General features: G+C 43.6%; 20 protein-coding genes. 14 read left to right on the top strand and 6 right to left on the bottom strand.

Features of this window, described 5'->3' with window-relative positions:
* Window positions 1–71 precede the first annotated feature (71 nt).
* Together LOZ91_RS02200 and LOZ91_RS02195 are read left to right on the top strand one after the other, a co-directional pair.
* Window positions 72–737: a response regulator transcription factor gene (locus LOZ91_RS02200; protein WP_100534809.1), complete on the top strand. Its 666-nt coding sequence runs from the start codon at window positions 72–74 to the stop codon at window positions 735–737.
* A 2-nt stretch (window positions 738–739) separates the two neighbouring features.
* Window positions 740–2065: an ATP-binding protein gene (locus LOZ91_RS02195; protein WP_244782596.1), complete on the top strand. Its 1326-nt coding sequence runs from the start codon at window positions 740–742 to the stop codon at window positions 2063–2065.
* Window positions 2066–2141: 76 nt separating this feature from the next.
* Here the strand turns inward: LOZ91_RS02195 and LOZ91_RS02190 are convergent, their stop codons facing one another.
* Window positions 2142–2312, bottom strand: a complete 171-nt coding sequence (locus tag LOZ91_RS02190) for a hemin uptake protein HemP (RefSeq protein ID WP_005170213.1) — start codon at window positions 2310–2312, stop codon at window positions 2142–2144.
* Window positions 2313–2451: 139 nt separating this feature from the next.
* On the opposite strand from LOZ91_RS02190, the gene LOZ91_RS02185 reads away from it, so the two are divergent.
* Window positions 2452–3351 carry a thiamine phosphate synthase gene (locus LOZ91_RS02185; protein ID WP_244782595.1) on the top strand — a complete coding sequence of 300 codons (900 nt, stop codon included), beginning with the start codon at window positions 2452–2454 and terminating at the stop codon, window positions 3349–3351.
* A gap of 37 nt (window positions 3352–3388) precedes the next feature.
* Here LOZ91_RS02185 and LOZ91_RS02180 read toward each other — a convergent pair whose 3' ends face one another.
* The gene (locus LOZ91_RS02180) at window positions 3389–3931 is read right to left on the bottom strand and encodes a tetratricopeptide repeat protein (RefSeq protein WP_244782594.1); all 543 of its coding nucleotides are present in this window, start codon (window positions 3929–3931) and stop codon (window positions 3389–3391) included.
* Between the two features lie 14 nt (window positions 3932–3945).
* Window positions 3946–6336, bottom strand: a complete 2391-nt coding sequence (gene mrcB, locus LOZ91_RS02175; RefSeq protein WP_100355683.1) for a penicillin-binding protein 1B — start codon at window positions 6334–6336, stop codon at window positions 3946–3948.
* A gap of 192 nt (window positions 6337–6528) precedes the next feature.
* Between mrcB and LOZ91_RS02170 the strand changes: the two genes are divergently transcribed.
* Together LOZ91_RS02170 and LOZ91_RS02165 are read left to right on the top strand one after the other, a co-directional pair.
* The gene (locus LOZ91_RS02170) at window positions 6529–7467 is read left to right on the top strand and encodes an NAD(+) kinase (RefSeq protein ID WP_005097467.1); all 939 of its coding nucleotides are present in this window, start codon (window positions 6529–6531) and stop codon (window positions 7465–7467) included.
* Between the two features lie 3 nt (window positions 7468–7470).
* Window positions 7471–7743 carry a DUF1315 family protein gene (locus LOZ91_RS02165; RefSeq protein ID WP_005097466.1) on the top strand — a complete coding sequence of 91 codons (273 nt, stop codon included), beginning with the start codon at window positions 7471–7473 and terminating at the stop codon, window positions 7741–7743.
* A gap of 85 nt (window positions 7744–7828) precedes the next feature.
* Here LOZ91_RS02165 and LOZ91_RS02160 read toward each other — a convergent pair whose 3' ends face one another.
* The gene (locus LOZ91_RS02160; protein WP_074383310.1) at window positions 7829–8830 is read right to left on the bottom strand and encodes a glycosyl transferase family protein; all 1002 of its coding nucleotides are present in this window, start codon (window positions 8828–8830) and stop codon (window positions 7829–7831) included.
* Between the two features lie 407 nt (window positions 8831–9237).
* Between LOZ91_RS02160 and LOZ91_RS02155 the strand changes: the two genes are divergently transcribed.
* Window positions 9238–10581, top strand: coding sequence for a dicarboxylate/amino acid:cation symporter (locus tag LOZ91_RS02155; RefSeq protein ID WP_244782593.1), 1344 nt, complete (start codon window positions 9238–9240; stop codon window positions 10579–10581).
* Window positions 10582–10733: 152 nt separating this feature from the next.
* Window positions 10734–11876, top strand: a complete 1143-nt coding sequence (locus LOZ91_RS02150; protein WP_005097463.1) for an acyl-CoA dehydrogenase family protein — start codon at window positions 10734–10736, stop codon at window positions 11874–11876.
* An 84-nt stretch (window positions 11877–11960) separates the two neighbouring features.
* Here LOZ91_RS02150 and LOZ91_RS02145 read toward each other — a convergent pair whose 3' ends face one another.
* On the bottom strand, window positions 11961–12479 hold the full coding sequence (locus LOZ91_RS02145) for a DJ-1/PfpI family protein (protein WP_005097462.1): 519 nt from the start codon (window positions 12477–12479) through the stop codon (window positions 11961–11963).
* A gap of 488 nt (window positions 12480–12967) precedes the next feature.
* Between LOZ91_RS02145 and pheA the strand changes: the two genes are divergently transcribed.
* The 6 genes from pheA (at window position 12968) to LOZ91_RS14620 (ending at window position 18366) form a co-directional block, all read left to right on the top strand.
* A complete protein-coding gene (pheA, locus tag LOZ91_RS02140) occupies window positions 12968–14077 on the top strand; it encodes a prephenate dehydratase (RefSeq protein WP_005170229.1) in 1110 nt (369 codons plus the stop codon).
* Window positions 14078–14143: 66 nt separating this feature from the next.
* On the top strand, window positions 14144–15235 hold the full coding sequence (gene hisC / locus LOZ91_RS02135; protein WP_180000418.1) for a histidinol-phosphate transaminase: 1092 nt from the start codon (window positions 14144–14146) through the stop codon (window positions 15233–15235).
* A gap of 3 nt (window positions 15236–15238) precedes the next feature.
* Complete coding sequence (locus LOZ91_RS02130; RefSeq protein WP_159516053.1) at window positions 15239–17485, top strand: bifunctional prephenate dehydrogenase/3-phosphoshikimate 1-carboxyvinyltransferase; 2247 nt, start codon at window positions 15239–15241, stop codon at window positions 17483–17485.
* A 99-nt stretch (window positions 17486–17584) separates the two neighbouring features.
* Entirely contained in the window at window positions 17585–17947 is a 363-nt protein-coding gene (locus tag LOZ91_RS02125) for a hypothetical protein (protein ID WP_180190969.1), read from the top strand.
* Between the two features lie 119 nt (window positions 17948–18066).
* Complete coding sequence (locus LOZ91_RS02120) at window positions 18067–18234, top strand: hypothetical protein (RefSeq protein ID WP_227523637.1); 168 nt, start codon at window positions 18067–18069, stop codon at window positions 18232–18234.
* 6 nt (window positions 18235–18240) lie between these two features.
* The gene (locus tag LOZ91_RS14620; protein WP_345788758.1) at window positions 18241–18366 is read left to right on the top strand and encodes a hypothetical protein; all 126 of its coding nucleotides are present in this window, start codon (window positions 18241–18243) and stop codon (window positions 18364–18366) included.
* Between the two features lie 144 nt (window positions 18367–18510).
* Here the strand turns inward: LOZ91_RS14620 and LOZ91_RS02115 are convergent, their stop codons facing one another.
* Window positions 18511–19143, bottom strand: coding sequence for a hypothetical protein (locus LOZ91_RS02115; RefSeq protein WP_005097454.1), 633 nt, complete (start codon window positions 19141–19143; stop codon window positions 18511–18513).
* A gap of 123 nt (window positions 19144–19266) precedes the next feature.
* Between LOZ91_RS02115 and yaaA the strand changes: the two genes are divergently transcribed.
* Window positions 19267–20049 (top strand): peroxide stress protein YaaA, encoded by a 783-nt coding sequence (gene yaaA / locus LOZ91_RS02110; protein ID WP_005097452.1) that lies wholly within the window; start codon window positions 19267–19269, stop codon window positions 20047–20049.
* The last annotated feature ends 759 nt before the right edge of the window (window positions 20050–20808 follow it).

Genomic DNA, 20808 nt, shown 5'->3' with positions numbered 1-20808 from the left:
AAGCATGTGGTTTTTTTGAGTCTGGAGATTTTTCAGGGCAAGATAGAGAGATTGGCAAAGCGGAGCACAGCATGCGTATTCTTTTGGCAGAAGATGATCAGTCTCAGGCAGAAAGTATTCAGACCTGGCTGGAAATGGACGGCTATGTGATTGACTGGGTCGAGCGTGGCGATCATGCCATTTTGGCCATCGAACAGCATCAATATGACTGCGTATTACTGGATCGCGGACTACCACATGCGACTGGAGATGACATTCTAAAAAGCTTACGCAGCACACAGAAAGATACACCGGTGATTTTTATTACTGCCCGGGACAGTATTGATGACCGGGTTGAAGGTCTGGATTTGGGTGCCAATGATTATCTGGTCAAACCTTTTAGTCTGGAAGAGCTTTCTGCCAGGGTGCGCGCGCAGTTAAGACTGAAACAGCAAACGCCAAATCATATTCTGAAATGGCAGGATTTAAGTCTGGATACCCAGGCCAAGGCCCTGAACAAGGCTGGACAGCCGATTGATCTGACTGCGAAAGAATTTCAGATTTTATATAAACTGATGCAGCAGCCGGAACATGTCATTACCCGCGAGCAACTGGAGGAATCGCTATATGCCTGGGGGGATGAAATTGAAAGTAATGCCATTGAAGTGTTTATTTACCAGTTACGTAAAAAAATTGGCAGCCAGATGATTAAAACCATCCGTGGTTTGGGTTATCGCATGCATAAACCCGAGGCATAAATATGTCTGCACCAGTCTCCCTGCAAACTCGCCTGATCAAGAATGCCATGCTGAGCTCCATGCTGGCAGGATTGTTGGCGTGGTTGCTGTTACTCGGGGTTTCAAGTTATCAAGCCATTCAGCTGCATGATGATTTGATGGAACAGATTTCCGAGCTCTTACTTGGTGATATCAGACAGGCCAAAGGTGATCAGGTCGATGAAATCAGCGAGCAATTCGATATTCAATATGCGCTATTGCTCAATCAGGATATTTTGACCACGTCCATCGATGATGATTTGATTAACAGTGTGCGGGTTAATGAACACAGTGGCTTTCAGTTTGCTTATAAAAATGGCCGTTTTATCCGGATTTTAACTGCTAAAGAGGATGGCTTGCAGGCCAAAGTACTGCAGCCTTTATCGGTACGTTTTAACGAGTTATGGCAAACCACCTTCAGTTTTGCCGGAATTTTACTGATACTCTGGTTATTGCAATGGCTGATTTTACATGTGGTCGTGAAACGTCAATTACAACCTCTAAATAATATTTCCCGCGCCATAGGTTCCAAGTCGGCCGAAGATTTAAGTCCGGTCAACAGTCCAGATCCTGAAATCACGGAATTGCAACCGATTGTGCAGCAGTTAAATGCCATGCTGAACCGGCTGGAAAAATCACTGCTGGCCGAACAGCGCTTTACTGCCGATGCATCGCATGAATTACGCTCGCCGCTTTCTGCCATTCAGATGCGTTTGCAGGTATTGAAACGTCAATATCAGCACGATGCCCAGTTGCCGCAAGCCCTGCAACTGATTCAGAATGATGTCAATCGTGGTACGCAAGTGCTGGAGAATTTACTCTTATTGGCACGTCTGGATCCTGAAAAAGCAGAGCAGTTGCCGCAACAGGCCGTAAATCTGAAAATGATTGTTCAGGAGGTATTACAGGCGTTGCAGCCTTTTGCCGCAGAGAAACAGATCAAATGGCAGCTGAGCATAGACGACGGCCAGATCATGGCAAATGCAGAATTAATTTTTAGCTGCATTCGTAACTTGGTGGATAATGCAATTCGCTATACCCCAGAACGAGGTAGGATTGAGATAAAAACAGATGTTGATGCCGCAGGGCGTTTGCGCTTAGTGATTGAAAATTCGGGAACAGGCATAGCACGGGAAGTATTGGTACATCTGGGAGAACGGTTTTATCGTGCTTTAGGCACACGTACCTCAGGGTCGGGTTTGGGGTTGTCGATTTGCCGTAAAATTATGCAATTACACGCAGCAGAAATTGAGATTGCGGCCTCTGATTTGGGTGGACTGAAAGTTATACTCAGTTTTGCCAAATCTTAATTCAGTTCGCTAAAAAAGCAGTATGCGCTGATTCATACTGCTGGTTCCCACGTTTATTATGATTAGAGTGTTATCGTTATTTTGTGAGGATCAGGCGATTATTACGGGTCAGGCGTAAACGGTATTCTTCACCAGCATGCATAATTCTAATTTCACGCCCAAGTGCGAAAAGATTATTTGAGTGCAGCATGGGTAGTGCATGATGGCTATCGTTATTACGGCTAAACAAGCTAAAAGGTGCGTTCATTCCATCGACTCCGTGGTATCTGTTTTGGATTGATTTAAATGATAATCATTATCGAATAGGTCTGTCAATGAATAATTCTGTAATTTATAAAATAGAGCAATTTGCTTACAATCTGTAAAACTTCGAGTGCAGTAAAATGATGTCTAAACCCAATATTCATGTTGCGATTGCAATCTTATTTCATCAAAATCAAGTTCTTGTGGGGTGGCGAGAGGCCAGTCAGCATCAAGGCAACAAATATGAATTTCCAGGTGGAAAAGTAGAATCGGGTGAGCAACCGGTTGAAGCCTGTCGACGTGAGGTGCTGGAAGAGGTCGGGATTGATCTGGATCAGTGGCATGCATTCGATTTTATCTGTCATGAATATGAAGATGTCATTGTCAACCTACATATATTTCATGCGTCAGTGTCTGAGTCACAATTGTCAGGAATTCAACCACCCTGGAGCTGGTATGCGCGTGAACAGCTGAGCAGTCTGAATTTTCCCAAAGCCAACCAGTCCATGCTACAAAAGCTGCAATGGCCACAACGTATCAAGATCGCAGATGATCTGGCGATTTTACATCAACTTGATCCAGATCAGATGCTATATTGGCGCGTTGAAATCACACCTGAACGGGTCATACAATTACAACAGCTTCCGATTGAACAGCTTTCCAAGCTTATTGTTAATCAGGAACTCTGGTCACAGCTCAATGAATTACAGCAGCAAACGATTCGAAGCATTCACTTGAAACAATCGCAATTAATGGCTGTGCAACCCGGCCAGTTGATGCGAGGTTATCGTTATATTGCAGCCTGTCATGATCTGGCGGCATTACAGCAGGCTGAGCAGGTGGGCTGTGAAGCGGCTTTGCTCAGTCCTGTACTTGCAACACAAACGCACCCGAATACTTCACCACTAGGCTGGGAACAATTTAAACAGATGGCAGCACAGGTACAGATTCCGGTATTCGCTTTGGGCGGGCTGAAAACAGAAGATCTGAGCTATGCGCAGAGCCAGCATGCTTACGGTATTGCCGGTATACGCAATATCTAGGTAAGCTGCTTTCCATTAGTAAGTACTTAGACAGAGACTAAAGTCCTTTTAAAGCCTGCTGGGCGTTTTGAATCGCTTTGGTATTTTTTTGCTGTTGTGCTGCTTTTAAACGGACCTGCCAAAGCTGTTTCTTCATCGCATTGGATTGTGCATAACTCAAGCCACGCAAGGCAAATGCATCTGCACGTGCAGCTTGATTTTTACGATTAGCGATCATACCCAAATACAGGTAAGTTTCAGGTGCTTGAGGTGCCAGACGTTGGGCTTGTACAGCTGAGGTTTCAGCTTGGGAAAATTGCTGTTTGGCGTATGCCTGCTGGGTTTGCTGCATAAGGTGCTTGAAAGCAGGCAGATTACGGCCATCATCAAATTTCTGGTTTTTAGGCTTTTGCTCAGGAATTACAATTTTCTGGCGTTTGATTTCAGGACGGTCATAAGGCGTAATCACGACGCCGTCTGGGGTCTGTGGTTTAGGCTTTTCTGTTGCAGGTTTGGCTGGAGCAGCTGGCTCTGGCTCAGGAAAGCTTTGGCAGCCCACCAAACTGAGGATGAGCAGGCCAGGGATGATTTTTTGTAACATAAACATAGACTCAATTAATGGCTATAACTTCCACTCGAGATAATACGGGTTTCATTCGCGAGATCTCGTTCTATTTCTGTTTCACTTTCTTGTATATAACGACTGATATCGTCCTGTTCGGCATCAGATGACTGAGGTTCTGAATCGATATCGTAAGGTTCAGTCACATATTGGGAGATACCGCAGGCGGTGGCCTGATTTGGCAAGGCATGACGTGAAATCGGAATATACATGGCACCTTCACAACCTTGGGCAGATAAATGACCGGTATAACGATCCAGCCAATGCCATTGAATTTCATTGGGTTGTGGCAGATTGACAGGTTTCTGGCGGAGCTGTTTCATGACATTGATCCAGACCGGAAGAGCACCCGAGGAACCGGTTAGGCCAGTGACTTTATTGTCATCCAGACCGAGCCAGACCACCGTCATATAGTTACCTGAATAACCGGCAAACCATGAATCACGGCTATCATTGGTGGTGCCTGATTTACCTGCAAGATTCAGATTACTCGGCAGACTGTTATAAGCTGCGCGGCCTGTACCACTCGACATGACCTGTTGCAGACCATAATTCAGGGCATAGGCTGAAGCCGGATCAATGGTTGGTTGTACGCTTAAGCTATAACGGTCGAGTATCCGTCCATTGGCATCGACCACAGAACGAATTGACTTGGTTGGATATTTAAAGCCACCTGTGGCGAAGTTACCATAAATATTCATCACCTCCATTGGCGACATATCCACCGCGCCTAAATAAATAGACGGATAGGATGGAATATCAGAAGTGACACCAAATTTTTTCAGATGATTAATGAAGGTAGACAGACCAAATTCTTGTCCTAAACGTACAGTAGACAGGTTATAGGATTGTGACAGCGCTTGTGACATCGGTACGACACCATGTCCACGGCCACTGTAGTTTTTCGGCGTCCAGGTCTTACCATCACTTTGCACACTAATTTCACTGTCTTCAATCGGACTGGCCCAATGGTAACGATTTGATTCCAGTGCACTCAGGTAAATCACAGGCTTTAATAATGAACCCACCTGACGTTTGGCATCTACTGTACGGTTAAAGCCGGTAAAGTCTTGAGTCGAGCCGACTGCTGCAACCAGTTCACCATTTTCCGGATGCGATACCAAAACTGCACCCTGCAAGTCTTTTAAACGGCCCGGATTAGATTTGGTTAAACGTGCGACTGTCTGCTTAAAACTGTCCTGAATTCGGGTTTGAGCCAAAGGATCCAGCGTGGTGAAAATACGCAGACCCTGATTGGTCAGGTCAGTTTCCTGATAGTCAGTGCGTAATTGACGACGCACAATATCCAGGAAGTCCGGGAAACGTGCAGGGCCCAATGTTGGTTTTGAAATCACGTTCAATGGACGTGCGGTTTCTTTTTCATATTGTTCTTGGCTTAGATAGCCCATCACCAGCATATTATTCAGGACGATATCACGGCGTTTTTTCGCACTTTCAGGATTACGCCATGGGTTATATAGACTCGGGCCTTGTACCAGACCGACTAAAAAAGCCTGCTGGGAAATATTCAGTTCACGCAGTGGCAGACCAAAATAAAACTGAGAAGCCAAGCCATAACCATTAATTGAATAGTTACCATTTTGGCCGAGATTCACTTCATTTAGATAAGCTTCCAGAATTTCATTCTTGTCATAATGTAATTCAACCAGCATGGCCATAAAGGCTTCATTGACTTTACGCTTTAAGGTACGCTCAGGCGTTAAATAGAAATTTTTCACCAGTTGCTGGGTTAAAGTCGAGCCACCCTGACGTTTGCCACCGGTAATATTACTGACAACAGCACGTGCAATACCGCGTGGAGATACGCCATGGTGTTCATAGAATTTACGGTCTTCAGTTGCGATGAGCGCTTCGATCAATGGTTTAGGCACTTTATTCAGTTTGATCAGTACCCGGTCTTCGTTATGCTGTGGATAAATTCCACCAATCAATAAGGGTTCCAGTCGGGCAATACCGCTAGAAGATGGCTTGGTGGCGCTGACCTCAGTCACTTGGTTAGCATTAAAACTCACTTTCAGAACTTGTTCCGGTTCAACCCGATCACCAAAATCAAAGCCACGGGTATGTACATATAAAGTATTTCCCGTAGTGACAAAATTGCCCGACTTGGCATAACTATCCGAGTTTTTATAACCGAGTAATTTTAATTCTTGTTGGAAATCCTGCTGACTGACTGGGGCATTGACGTACACTTCCATTGGACGTGCGAAAACTTTCGCCGGAATATCCCAGCGTTGACCTTCAAATTTTTCGCGTACAATATTATCTAATTTAATCAGGTAAATACTAAATACGACAAAGATGGAAATGACTAAAATCGAGAAAATTAAGGCAAAAAACCCCATGCCACGTTCAGATTTCATAAATACTTATAAGATCCTGTGAAATTGTGCTAATCATGCGAAGCTTTTAATCATTTTGCAATATTTAATCAATAAATGCGCTTAAAATTAAAATCAAAGCCCACAATTTCTCCTTAATTCAAATATATTTCAAATAATTTGCGACGAGCTAGCATCCTGTTATAAATTATCATCCAGGTATAGCTTAATGCTATGATATGCAAGATCCGTAGCGGAGCGACGACACTGGTGCAAATTTCCCATAAAACCTTTCGAAATATCGGGTTAATAGGACGTCCTGATAAATCATCGGTGGTTGAAACCTTATGTCTTATTCATGATCATCTTCTGAATTTAGGCTTACATCCTGTTTTTGATGCAGCGACAGCTGAACTCGTTCCATATAACAATACCCAAACTGTCAGTCGTGCTTTACTTGGTGAAGTCGTTGATCTGGTCATTGTGGTAGGAGGGGATGGTTCGCTTTTGCATGCAGCACGCGCACTGGTCAAGTACAATACTCCTGTGATCGGCGTTAACCGGGGGCGTCTGGGATTCTTAACCGACATTAAGCCAACCGAAGTCATCTTTAAGTTGGATCAGGTGTTAAAAGGTGATTTTCAGACTGAGCGACGTTTTTTACTCGAAGTCGAAATTCGCTCCAAAGGCGAAGTGATTTACGATGCGATTGCACTGAACGATGTGGTACTGCATTCAGGAAAATCGGTGCATATGATCGATTTTGAACTGAATATTGACGGACAGTATGTCTATCGTCAGCACAGTGATGGCCTGATTGTATCGACGCCGACCGGCTCTACGGCTTATGCACTTTCTGGGGGCGGGCCAATTGTCCATCCGAGTATGGATGCGATTGCGCTGGTGCCGATGCATCCGCATACCTTGTCTTCACGCCCGATTGTGGTCGGTGGACACAGCGAAATTAAATTACTGATTCGTGAAAATCGCGTACTGCCGATGGTCAGTGCGGATGGACAACACAGTGTGTCTTTGAATGTTGGCGATAGCGTCCATATTCGCAAGCATCCCTTTAAACTGAATCTTCTGCATCCACCGGGCTATGACTTTTATAATGCCTGTCGAACCAAACTGGGGTGGAATCAGGACTTTGATTATTTTAAGCAGGATTAAATCATGAATATTGAACAAATGCTTGCCGTACTCAATCCTGAGATTGTTGAACGCCTAAGAACAGCAATTGAAATTGGAAAGTGGCCAAATGGTGTAGCCCTAACTCAGGAACAACGCCAGACTTGTATGCAGGCAGTCTATGCCTGGGAAATGAAAAACTTGCCTGAAAATGAGCGCAGCGGTTTTATCGATCGCGGTACTAAAGAAGAAGGCGAGGAATGTGATGATGATCATCACAAGAATGAACCGGAATTCAAGCCAATTCGTTTTGTCTAAGCACTGAGGTCGAGTCAGTCGAAAGATATTTAAAAAAGCATTGTTCAATGAAGGAACAATGCTTTTTTTCTACACATTTCAAAGTTTAAACGGTGTGACGATTCACCCATAATTCTTTGGCTTTTTGCATCGCAACTTCATAGCTTTTACATGCACCCATGCTATACAACGCAATGCCCATGGTTTCCGTAACCGCAATCTCGCCATATTCATGGCTTTGCTGACCATCCCATACTGCTTTAAATAAGGCCAGATCCAGTTCTTCCTCAACCGGACTACGATTGTCAGTCAGTTTCGGTAGTTCATATTCGTACAGTTCGCCATCTTTAATACCGCAGATCAGGGTTTTGGCATCCGGATTACGCTCAAATTCGCCCCCTTCACCTTTAATCACCGCACTATTTTTATAACCTAAGCGGAAAGCCGCCTGTTGGTGCGAACCCCGATAAGCCGGATGGAAAATTGCTTGCAGCGTTGCTTTGGCATTAAACGGGTTAATTAAACGAGCCAGCGTATGAATCGGGGAGCGCAGTCCCATTACATTTCGTAGGCCAATCAGATCTGCCAGAATCGGAGAAATCACCTCTAACGGGATATAGGCAAAATGTCGTTGCTGTAATTGCTGCTCCACTTCATCATCATTTTGACAGATTGGATAGCCTAAGCAAGTTAACACTTGTTCGGTATAAACCCGGTTCATGGTATGACCAGCGGCACCATGCATCACAATAGTATAACCATGCTTGGCCAACGTCAGTGCTGCCAGAATAAACCATGGATAATGCTTGCGCTTGCCTGCATAAGAGGACCAGTCCAGATCGACATCCAGCTGCTTAAAGTCAAGCTGGTCGCGTGTGGCCTGAACAAAACCGGCTAACTCATCTACAGACTCTTCTTTGACCCGCAATAACATCAAGAACGCCCCTAGCTGCACATCGAGCACTTCATCTTTCAGAATCATGCTAAAGGCTTGATAGGCTTCATCATAGCTGAGGGAGCGGGCGCCATTTTTTCCTTTCCCCACGATGCGTACATATTGGGCAAAGGGATGTTCGAAATCTTTATAAATATTTCTTTTGGTATTCATAACTTATACAGCTTGCAGCAAATATTGGGGTCAATGAGGAGGGTCTAAAATTAACAAAGCTTTCAGTATACGGAAAACAGGCATTTAAATCTGATTATCGACTAATGTCTAATTCAATGCGAGCAAAAAGCAGGCAATTGCATAAGACTTTATGCACATTTAATGGGATTTTTCAGTAAAATTCAGACAATTTTTAGAGTTTGTTTAAGTTTTCTTAATCTCTTTCTCCCATTTAATACTTTGGTCTGATGCTGCGCGTCAGATTGAATGCGTGGCTGATTTTCATTTTGAACATTCTCTTGAGCCTATTGAGATTTGATCCAGTTCATCTTCAGAGCAGATGAACAGATCAGTGCATTTCTCAAAATGGTCTTTTTATTTTCAGATATCGTTCAAGTAGATTTATTATGGCGAAAAAACCGATTTATAAGTCACTGTATTTTCAAGTGATTGTGGCTATTATTGCAGGTATTCTGGTCGGGCATTTCTCGCCGAGTGGTACGCAAATTATCAATGGTGTAGAACAGTATGTTCCTGGCTTGGGTGAACAGCTTAAACCGCTGGGTGATGCATTTATCCGCCTGATCAAAATGATCATCGCACCGGTGATTTTCTGTACCGTGGTCAGCGGTATTGCGGGTATGGAAAGCATGAAATCAGTGGGTAAAACTGGTGGTGTTGCTTTACTTTACTTCGAAATCGTCTCCACGATTGCGTTGGTCATCGGTCTGGTGGTGATTAACATCGTCAAGCCAGGTGTAGGCATGAACGTTGATCCTGCATCACTGGATACCACGGGCATCAGCAAATATGTCGCTACAAGTGAGTCACAGTCGACGATCGACTTCCTGATGAATATCATTCCAAATACGGTGGTAGGTGCATTTGCGGAAGGCGAAATTCTACAGGTTCTGTTGTTCGCGATCATTTTTGGTTTCGCGCTGCATAAGCTGGGTGATCAAGGCAAGCCAGTCCTGAAGCTCATCGACCAGATTTCACATGTATTCTTCAATATTGTGAACATGATAATGAAACTGGCGCCAATCGGTGCATTTGGTGCGATGGCCTTTACCATTGGTAAATATGGTATTGGTTCGCTTGCTCAGCTGGCACAGTTGATCATTTGTTTCTATATCACCTGCGTACTGTTTATTTTCATCGTACTGGGTTCAATTGCGCGTTTTGCGGGTTTCAGTATCATGAAGATGATTCGCCTGATCCGTGAAGAACTGCTGATTGTACTGGGTACTTCTTCTTCAGAATCAGTATTGCCACGTATGTTGAAAAAACTGGAACTTGCTGGTGCTGAAAAATCAGTGGTAGGTCTGGTGATTCCAACCGGTTATTCATTTAACCTAGATGGAACTTCAATCTATTTGACCATGGCTGCGATCTTTATTGCGCAGGCGACCAATACACAACTTGATTTGTCTCATCAGATTACCCTTCTTCTGGTACTGTTGATTTCATCTAAAGGTGCGGCAGGTGTCACGGGTTCTGGCTTTATTGTGATGGCGGCAACCTTGGCTGCTGTGGGCAATATTCCTGTTGCAGGTCTGGCCTTGATTCTCGGTATTGACCGTTTCATGTCTGAAGCGCGTGCCTTGACCAATCTGGTGGGTAACTCTTTGGCGACTTTGGTTGTTGCAAAATGGGTAGGCCAGCTCGATATGGACAAGCTGAACTATGCATTGGCAAATCCATCAGAAATTGATGAAAAAATGGCGCAAGAAGGCAATAACGCCCATTAATTCTAATGTTTGAAAGAAAAAGGAAGCTTCGGCTTCCTTTTTTATTGACTGCAAAGTTAGTAAAAGATAGATGCCAGTACATGACAGTAAAGCTGAAAGTAGATAGTCTGTAAAACAGGAAATAAAACGATAAACAGTATAAGGACAACCGAATGCTTGCCTACGATGCCGATCTAGAATTATTCCGCGACAATTTTAAACGCTTTATGAATGAACATGTCGCACCGTATTATCAACAATGGGAGCACGAAGGCCTGATGCCACGTTCAGTCTGGAATGCACTTGGTGAAAATGGTTTCTTGTGTGTCGATGTTCCGGAGGAATATGGCGGCTATGGGGTGCCAACCGATTATTCATTGATGCTGATTGAAGAGTCTGCACGTGCCGGATACAGTGCCATTTCTACAGGATTGTCCTGTCATTCGGATATTGCTGCACCCTATATCTTGCACATTGGAACTGAAGAGCAGAAGAAACACTGGTTGCCGAAAATGGTGAGCGGTGAAGTGGTCGGTGCGATTGGTATGACCGAGCCAGGTGCCGGCTCAGACTTGCAAGCCATGCGTACCAGTGCCATCTTGCAGGATGATTACTATGTATTAAATGGCTCAAAAACCTTTATTTCCAATGGTCAGCATGCCGACCTGGTGGTACTGGCAGTCAAAACCGATCCGCAAGCGCGTGCCAAAGGCGTTTCTTTGTTACTGGCCGACACGCATCTGGAAGGCTTTAAAAAAGGCACTAATCTGGACAAGATTGGCCTGCATGCGCAAGATACTTCGGAACTGTTCTTTGACAATGTCAAGGTGCCGAAAGACCAGTTACTCGGTCAACCGGGGCAGGGTTTTACTTATTTGATGCAGGAATTACCGCGTGAGCGTACCGCCATCGCAGCAACAGCCTTGGGTGCAATTCGTGGTTCTATTGATGTGACCACGCAATATGTGAAAGAGCGTCAGGCTTTTGGTCAGGCCATCGGTCAATTCCAGAATACTCGTTTTGTTTTGGCACAAGCGAAAATTGATGAATTGGCGACCGCAGCTTTTTATAACCAGAATCTTGAGCTTTATATGCAAGGGAAACTGGATGTCGAAACTGCAGCGGCATTGAAAAGTTTTTCTACCGATATGCAGATGAAGATTGCTGACAATCTGCTTCAGCTCTTTGGTGGTTATGGCTACATGACTGAATATCCAATTTCACGCTTCTTTGTCGATGCCCGTATTCAACGGATTTATGGTGGTACCAATGAAATCATGAAAGAAATTGTAGCGCGTGGTCTGTTAGGACGTTAATTTATTGATAAAAAAAAGAGTCCTGTTAAGGACTCTTTTTTACAGGCAAAGTATAGCAAAGAGACAGTGATTCTGTTTTAAATTTTATGATTTTAAGACATTCAAACATTCATGAATAAAAATGGGCAAATCGTTGGGCAGGCGCGATGAGATCAACTGGTTATTATCATTTACCAGTTCTACATCATAATAGGTTCCACCCGCATGCTGTACGCGACTCGCATGCGCCCGGATACTGGTAATAATCCGATTTTTCAGCACATCTGCTTCACACAGTAATAAGGATGCATCACATAAACTGAAAATAGCTTTTTTGGCCTGATTGAAGGCATGGATGAACTGTAGCACCCGAACATCGGTAGAGAGAGAAACCGCAGATTCGCCCCCTGGAATCAGCAAGGCATCAAAGTCATCAATACTGATTTGTTCGATGCCACGGTCGATGGTCACGGCAGAACAGCCATGCAGCCCATAGACCACTTTGCCTGCGTTAAGTTCGATATTGCAGACGCTATGATGGGCAGCCAGCAAGGCAGCCACTGGCTCTAGGTATTCTTGGTCTTCAAAATTATTTGTTATAAGTACTGCTATTCTTTTTGGCATGATTGATCCCCCCAACTCATGATTTAAATTAGACTAGCTGTTAAAGGTTGAAAAAACGTCTCTACTTTGTAACAGAGTAGTAATTTCATGTAAAAAATTTAGGAAAATCAATATTAAATAAGAGAGATGAGCGTGAGGAGCGTGCATTTTATTGTGAAAGATATCTCAGATTTTAATAGGTCAAAAAAGACAAGTACAAAGCTATTATTTTAATTTTCTTATGCTTAAAACCGCTATATAGATTAAGAAATAGTGATATTTCATATTCATTAAAATCAGTTAAGATGGACAGGCTAAGTTTACAATTTGATAATGTAAATCAAGCCAAAATGCTGAACTAAATGTTACCAGATATGACTAAAAGCGATGAGTGGTTAAAACCAACTGTCTGTTTTTAAGACTTAATCTAGCAATGTCATATTGCGTAACATTTTAAAGCTCACTATTGTTATACTGAACAGATAAGGTTTATGAAGGGCGACATAACAATGATCAACGACGATCAAAACACCACGACTTCTCTTGATTTGGCAAAAATTCGTGAGGATATCGATTCTGTTGATCAGCAAATCCAGCAATTGATTAACCGCCGGGCACGTTTGGCTGAAGCAGTTGCAAAAGCAAAGTTTGCTTCAGAAGAAAGTCCGCTGTTTTACCGCCCAGAACGTGAAGCACAGGTGTTGCGCAATGTCATGGAGCGTAATGAAGGGCCATTGTCCGACACCACCATGGCACGTCTGTTCCGTGAAATCATGTCCGCTTGTCTTGCGCTTGAAGCTCCGCAAAGTATTGCGTTTCTAGGGCCAGTCGGAACCTATACCCATTCTGCGGTACTCAAGCACTTTGGTCATGATGCGGTGGTTCGACCTTTACCGACAATTGATGAAGTCTTCCGTGAAGTCGAGGCGGGCAGTGCCCATTATGGTTTGGTGCCGGTGGAAAATTCCTCTGAAGGTGTAGTCAATCATACCCTGGACTGTTTTAAAACTTCGAACCTGAATGTGATTGGCGAAGTTGAATTGCCGATTCATCATCAATTTCTGATTTCTGAAAATACCCGTAAAGACAGTATTAAACAGATTTATGCACATCAGCAGACTTTGGCGCAATGTCGTAAATGGCTAGACGCGCATTATCCGGGTGTAGAACGTGTGGCTTTAAATTCTAATGCTGAGGCTGCGCGCCGTATTCAAAATGAATGGCATTCTGCTGCGATTGCTTCTGAAATTGCATCAAGTATTTATAATCTTGAAATTATGCATGGCAATATTGAGGACAATCCGGAAAATACCACACGTTTCTTGGTGATTGGCCGTGAAAAAGTGCCTCAAAGTGGCAATGATAAAACCTCATTACTGATTTCTGCACATGACCGTGCTGGTGCATTGCTGGAAATTCTGGCGCCATTTGCCAAGCACAATATCAGCTTGACCAGTATTGAAACGCGTCCAGCACTTCCGGAAAAATGGGCTTATGTGTTCTTCATTGATCTTGAAGGTCATATTGAGCAGGAACATGTCAAAGCTGCAATTGCAGAAATTCGTCCTTTGGTGAAAGAAGTTCGCGTGCTTGGTTCATATCCTGCCGCTGTACTTTAAGTCAGCTATCCGTGGTCAGGGCGAGGGTGCTGACCACTGTTTTATACCTAAAATTGGAAGTCTAAAATGTCGTTTGTTCCAGCCAATTCAGGCATCTCAAAATTAAAGCCATATCAGCCAGGTAAACCGATCAGTGAACTTGAGCGTGAGTTGGGTCTTACCGATATCGTCAAACTGGCATCCAATGAAAACCCGCTGGGTTGTTCAGATAAAGTCAAAGAAGCAGTCGCTGCGGAAATTGCTGAAATTGGCCGTTATCCAGATGGAGGTGGCTTTATCCTGAAAGATCAGATTAAAACTCAGTTTGGTTTTAATCATGATCAGATTACGCTGGGCAATGGTTCAAACGACTTGCTAGAAATGTTTGCCCGTGCCTTCGTTTCTTCAAGCGATTCTGTGGTATATAGCCAGCACGCATTTGCGGTTTATGCACTGGTCACTCAAGCCATTAATGCACAAGCGATTGAAGTACCTGCCCAAGGTTTTTCACATGACCTTGAAGCGATGGCAGCAGCAATTCAGGACAATACCAAACTCGTCTTCATTGCCAATCCGAACAATCCGACCGGAACCTGGTTCGAAGAAGCTGAATTTGAAGCTTTCATGCAAAAAGTCCCTGCAAATGTAATTGTGGTGCTAGACGAAGCGTATGTGGAATATTTCCCGGAAAATTTCAATAGCCTGAAATTCCTGCAACAATATCCAAATCTGATTGTCAGCCGTACTTTATCGAAGTGCTATGGTCTGGCTGCACTGCGTGTTGGTTTTGCCTTGGCATCGGTTGAAGTGACCGATTATTTAAACCGTATTCGTCAGCCATTTAATGTCAATCATTTGGCCATGGTCGCTGCGGTGGCTGCACTGAAAGATGAAGACTTTATCGCGCGTTCTCGCGAAGTAAATAAAGCCGGTATGGCGCAACTTGAAGCAGGTTTTAAGGCTTTGGGTCTGAACTATGTGCCTTCTCGTGCTAACTTTATTCTGGTTGATGTACAGGCAGACCCCGCAGCAACCTTCAACGGTTTGCTGAAACAAGGGGTGATTGTACGTCCGGTCGGTATTTCCAGCCACATTCGTGTATCGATTGGTACTGAAGCAGAAAACGCGAAATTCTTAAGCGCGCTTGCTACAGTATTGGGTTTAGAGGCAAAAGCTTAATTCATGTCGCAGCCATTGTTTGAAAAAGTTGCATTTATCGGGCTTGGACTGATTGGTTCAAGTCTGGCGCGTGTCATTCAAGCCGAGCACTTGGCCAATGACATTGTGGCATCGACACGTTCGTCCAAGACTTTGGAAGATGCCAAGGCACTTGGTCTGATTTCTGAAGGCTATGCCGATCCTGTAGATGCAGTCAAAGGTGCAGATCTGATTGTTCTGGCTTTGCCGGTACGTGCCACACAAAAAGTACTTGAGCTGATTCAGCCGTATTTGACAGAAAATGTCATTATTACTGATGTGGGAAGTACCAAAGGTAATGTGGTCGATGCGGCTAAAGCGGTCTTTGGTGACCAGCTTCCAGCAGGTTTTGTGCCGGGTCATCCGATTGCAGGTGCAGAGCATACCGGTGTACATGCAGGAAAAGTCGATCTATTTGCCAATCACAAGGTAATTTTGACGCCACTGCCAAGCAGTAGCGATTGGGCCGTGGAGAAGCTGATTCAACTGTGGCAAGCGGCCAAAGCCGAAGTGATTTGCATGGATGTGGACAAGCACGATGAAGTGCTGGCACATACCAGTCATCTTCCGCATTTAATGGCGTTTAATCTGGTCGAACAACTGGCCAAACGTGAAGACAACTTAGACATATTTCGTTATGCTGCCGGTGGCTTCCGTGATTTCTCGCGGATTGCCGCCAGTGATCCACAAATGTGGCATGACATCTTTTTTGCCAACAAAAAAGCAGTTCTGAATGCCGTAGATGGCTTTGAACAGCAGCTCGCGATGATTCGCAAATTGATCGAAGATGAAGATTCCCAAGCATTGATGGGCTTATTGGGTCATGCGCAGGCAGCTCGCCAGCATTTCAACCATATGCTCGCCAAGAAACCTTTCATGGAGAAAAATAAAGTGACACAACAATTTACCATTCAGCCGGGTGCCAAGACATTTCAAGGTAAATTTACCGTGCCAGGTGACAAATCTGTGTCACATCGCTCGATCATGTTTGGTGCCATCGCTGAAGGTACAACACATGTGACTGGTTTCCTTGAAGGTGAAGATGCACTGGCAACTTTGCAGGCTTTTCGTGACATGGGCGTCAGCATCGAAGGCCCTAAAAATGGTGAAGTCACCATTCATGGCGTCGGTATGCATGGTCTTAAAGCGCCACAGTCTGCCATTTATATGGGCAACTCAGGTACTTCAATGCGTTTACTGTCCGGTATGCTGGCAGCGCAGAAATTTGATTCAGTGATGACCGGTGATGCATCCCTATCTAAACGCCCAATGGAACGTATTGCCAAGCCTTTACGTGAAATGGGTGCACTGATTCAGACCACGGGTGAACGTGGAACTCCGCCTGTCTCGATTACAGGTAACCAGCAACTACAAGGCATTCAGTACGATTTGCCAATGGCATCAGCGCAGGTAAAATCAGGTATTTTGCTGGCGGGCCTATGGGCAAATGGCGAAACCGCAGTGACTGAACCTGAACCAACCCGCGACCATACTGAGCGTATGTTGCGTGCATTTGGTTATGAAGTGAAAACTGAAGGCAACCGGATTTCATTACAAGGTGGCGGTAAATTGGTCGGTACTAATATCCAAGTACCTTCGGATATCTCATCGGCAGCGTTTTTTATGGTCGGCGCTGCGATTACTGAAAATTCGGATGTGACCTTAGAGGCTGTTGGTATCAACCCGACCCGTACTGGCGTGATCGAAATCCTGAAACAGATGGGTGCGGACATTACCGTTGAAAATGAACGCATTGCTGGCGGTGAACCGATTGCAGATATCCGTATTCGTGGTACGCGTACGCTTAAAGGCATTCATATGCCTGAAGATCAGGTGCCATTGGCGATTGATGAATTCCCGGCGCTGTTTATTGCTGCTGCCTGTGCCGAAGGTCAGACGATTTTGACCGGTGCTGCCGAGCTTCGCGTAAAAGAATCGGACCGTATTCAGGTGATGGCAGATGGCCTGCAAACCATGGGCATTGACTGTACCCCAACTGAAGATGGCATTATTATCGAAGGGAAGGGCAAATCAGGTGACTGGTCGCCAATCTTTACCGGTGGTGAAATTGAATCGCATCATGATCATCGCATTGCAATGAGTTTTTCGATTGCCGGTTTACGTAATTCGGAGCAGATCAAGATTGTCGGTACGGAAACGGTAGCCACCAGTTTCCCGACCTTTACAGAACTGACCTCAATTGCAGGTTTGCCTATTCAAGTTTCAGAATAATTTTTAAAATTATGTGAAACAGCCAAGCTTTTGCTTGGCTGTTTTGTTTATATTGCTTATGCTAAACCCATACAAGAAAAAAGCCATTAGGATGTAGCGATGCGAAAATTAAAATTCATGGCCAATACACAAAGCCAGCAGCCCCGGGATGGTCAGGAAACCCAGGAATATGTAGCGCATTTTCTTGCCGAAACATTAGGTAAACATGGCTTTCAGACCTTAAGTCAAAGTGGTGCTCAGGTTGCGGTGAGCGTGGATGAACATGCATTGCCCTTATCTGTGAGTTGTGAAACCAGAGATGAGCAGGGGCATCTGGTCTGTGAAATTGCCTCATATCCTGAAGAAGAACAAGATTGGCTCGATCGTATTACCGAACGAAGTCTGCTCAATCAGCTTGCACAAGCAGTAGAAACCTCGCTCAAAGAGCAGGAAAGCTTTAGCGAGTTTGAATGGAAGAACTAATTCATAACTCCACTATAATTTGATCTCAACGCCAAAGTGAGTGTCTGATACTCAGCTAGTTTCGTGCATCAGATGCCTGAGAAGCTTATGCCGCGATTATCCCAAGTTTGACGCGTTTTATGACATGGGGTCTGCCAGAATCTGAACAAGCATTTGCAACAATATGGCAAAAATGGCTAGAGAATATGGCAGCTCATGAAGAATATGTGTTTGTGATACGCCATGCGGAAAGTCTGAAATTTATGGGGCTTTGTGGTTTAGATCGTTTAAAGGATGAAGTGCCATAGCTTGGAATTTGGATCAAGGAAAGCCCGCATGGTCATAAATATGGTTGTGAAACGGTTGATGCTCTGGTTGGTTATGCCCTTGATGACTTAAATCGTCAGCGATTAATTTATCCTGTAGCCGAAGAAAATTGAGCGAGCCGAAAAGTCGTTGAACGTTTGGGTGGAAAGATTGTTGATATAGTACAACAAGCTAAATGTCGGGCAATGATTTATCACTTAGCTGAAAAACTGCTGTGAGAAGCATAAAAAAACCCATCATCTGACGGGTTTTATTATTTAGCCAAGCGCTAAGTAGCGGGTCATTGCAATCCGCAATTGCTTTAAATAGCCAGTAAAGAAATGATTGGCACCAGGCAATACGGTCACTAAATGACGCTGTGGTTTTGCCCATTCAATCATATCCGACAGCAGGGTTACTTCATCACCCTCACCATGAATGAACAGAATATCACCTTTAATTGCTGGCGTAACATAATGGCGAATACCGGCAACTGTTGCAGTTGGCAGGCCACATAAAATAGTTTGTTTGGGTTGCAGTTCTACAGGTAAGGCTGCATAGCTCTTTGCCATGACATGCGCACCAAAACTAAAACCGCCCGCATAAAAAGACAGCCCAATATGCTGACTGCGAGCAAACCGAATGATTTCTAATACATCATCCGTCTCACCGAAGCCCTCGTCGTGTATACCTTCACTTTGACCAGAACCGCGAAAACTCGGACGATACACAACACAGCCACGTTCCATATACATTTGTGCCAATAGAACGGGAACCTTGTGCTGGGGCGTACCACCTTGCAAGGGATGGGGGTGACAAACTACCGCGAATCCTTTCACTTCACCCTGAGGATAATCCACAAAAACTTCAATCTGACCCGCAGGTCCTTGAAGGAAAATTTGCTCGGACATATAAATACCGATGATTAACAGGAGAATCGCGCATTTTAACGATTATGGTGAATAAAAACATGAATTGGAATTAAAATAAGCAGACTGATATAGTTTGATTAATCATTTTTTGACCAGGTTGCCATGCTCGCTTTAATTTCTCCAGCCAAAACGCTCGATTACGATACCCCATTACCCACTGACCAATTTACTCAAGCCAGATTATTAGAACATTCGCAGGATTTGATCAAAGCTTGTCGCACACTTTCTGCAACAGAAATTTCCAGTTTGATGAGTGTCAGTGAAAAAATTGCCAATTTAAATACAGCACGTTTCCAGGACTGGCAACCAGATTTTAATTTAGCCAATGCACGTCAGGCTATTTTTGCCTTTAAAGGAGATGTCTATACCGGTCTGGATGCTTATAGCTTAAAGCAGGAAGATCTGCACTTTGCACAACAGCATTTGCGTATGTTGTCTGGTTTATATGGGCTTTTGCGTCCCTTGGATCTGATGATGCCCTATCGTCTGGAAATGGGAACCAAATTGGCCAATTCTCGCGGGCATAACTTATACGACTTCTGGGCACATCACATCACTGATCTGATCAATCAAGATTTAGCAGCAGCCCAGTCTGAGATCTTGGTGAATATTGCTTCTGATGAATATTATAAATCGGTGAACGAGCGCAAAATTCAGGCAGAGATTATTAAGCCAGTATTTCTGGATCAGAAAAATGGCAAATATAAAGTGATTAGTTTCTATGCTAAAAAAGCACGTGGTTTGATGGCACGTTTTATTGTTGAAAATAGAATTGAACGTGCCGAAGAACTCAAAGCATTCAATACCGATGGTTATTATTTTGATGCCGATAGTTCACTTAAAGGTGAATTGGTATTTAAACGTGATGAACAAATCAGTGCATAAATAACGTTATTCCGCTACCGCATAGAATAATTGGTTTCTAGGCGGTATTGGGAGCTATGAGTATTGAAATGTTATTTATCCAGCTTTAATCGTTTTTTAAATATTGAGTGTCACGGGGGAGTTGATTGGCTGCACTTCGGTACAAATGTGGTTTTTAGCGTCTTTCGCAAATTTTAAGCGAGATAAAAAATTAGAATTATCGCTGAACTCATTGAAATAATGCGTAAAATCTCATTTATCGAGTCGTTTTTTACAGAAAATTGAAACTGATATTTCTGGGAAAAGCTGAATAAAATAGCTCAAGTTAATATATTTTAAATCAGGGAATTTTCATTAATTTTTATATTTTTATATTTTTATTTTCAATAGAAATTTTTATTTAAACAAATAAGTATTTAATATTCAAATATTTAATTTATTAACTTTGGGGAGCATTTAGCGCAATAGATTTTTGAGAAAGAATGAAAAATTAATTAAGTAATAATAAATAAAACGATAGAAAAATATCGCTAAACGGTTTAAGAAGTGCATTCTATCGGGTTAAATGTAAAGTAAGTCACAAGTTTATTAGGTTTTTTGTTAGCATAATTGCACAGTGTTACAAAGCAGAATAATAAAAATGAAAATACATGCTATTCCTGTTTTTGTGTTAATGGTCAGTGTATTAGGATTCTGCGTGCATAAACAGGCAGAAATCAGAAAATACGAAAAAATCCGTCATGTCTTGAATGAAGCGCGTGACTCCAGCAAATTGTTAGA

The sequence above is a fragment of the Acinetobacter sp. F-1 genome (genome assembly GCF_022869025.1).
Classification (GTDB): domain Bacteria; phylum Pseudomonadota; class Gammaproteobacteria; order Pseudomonadales; family Moraxellaceae; genus Acinetobacter; species Acinetobacter pseudolwoffii.
The sequence above is the reverse complement of the archived record's forward strand: the minus strand, read 5'-3'. Positions and strand labels throughout refer to the sequence as shown.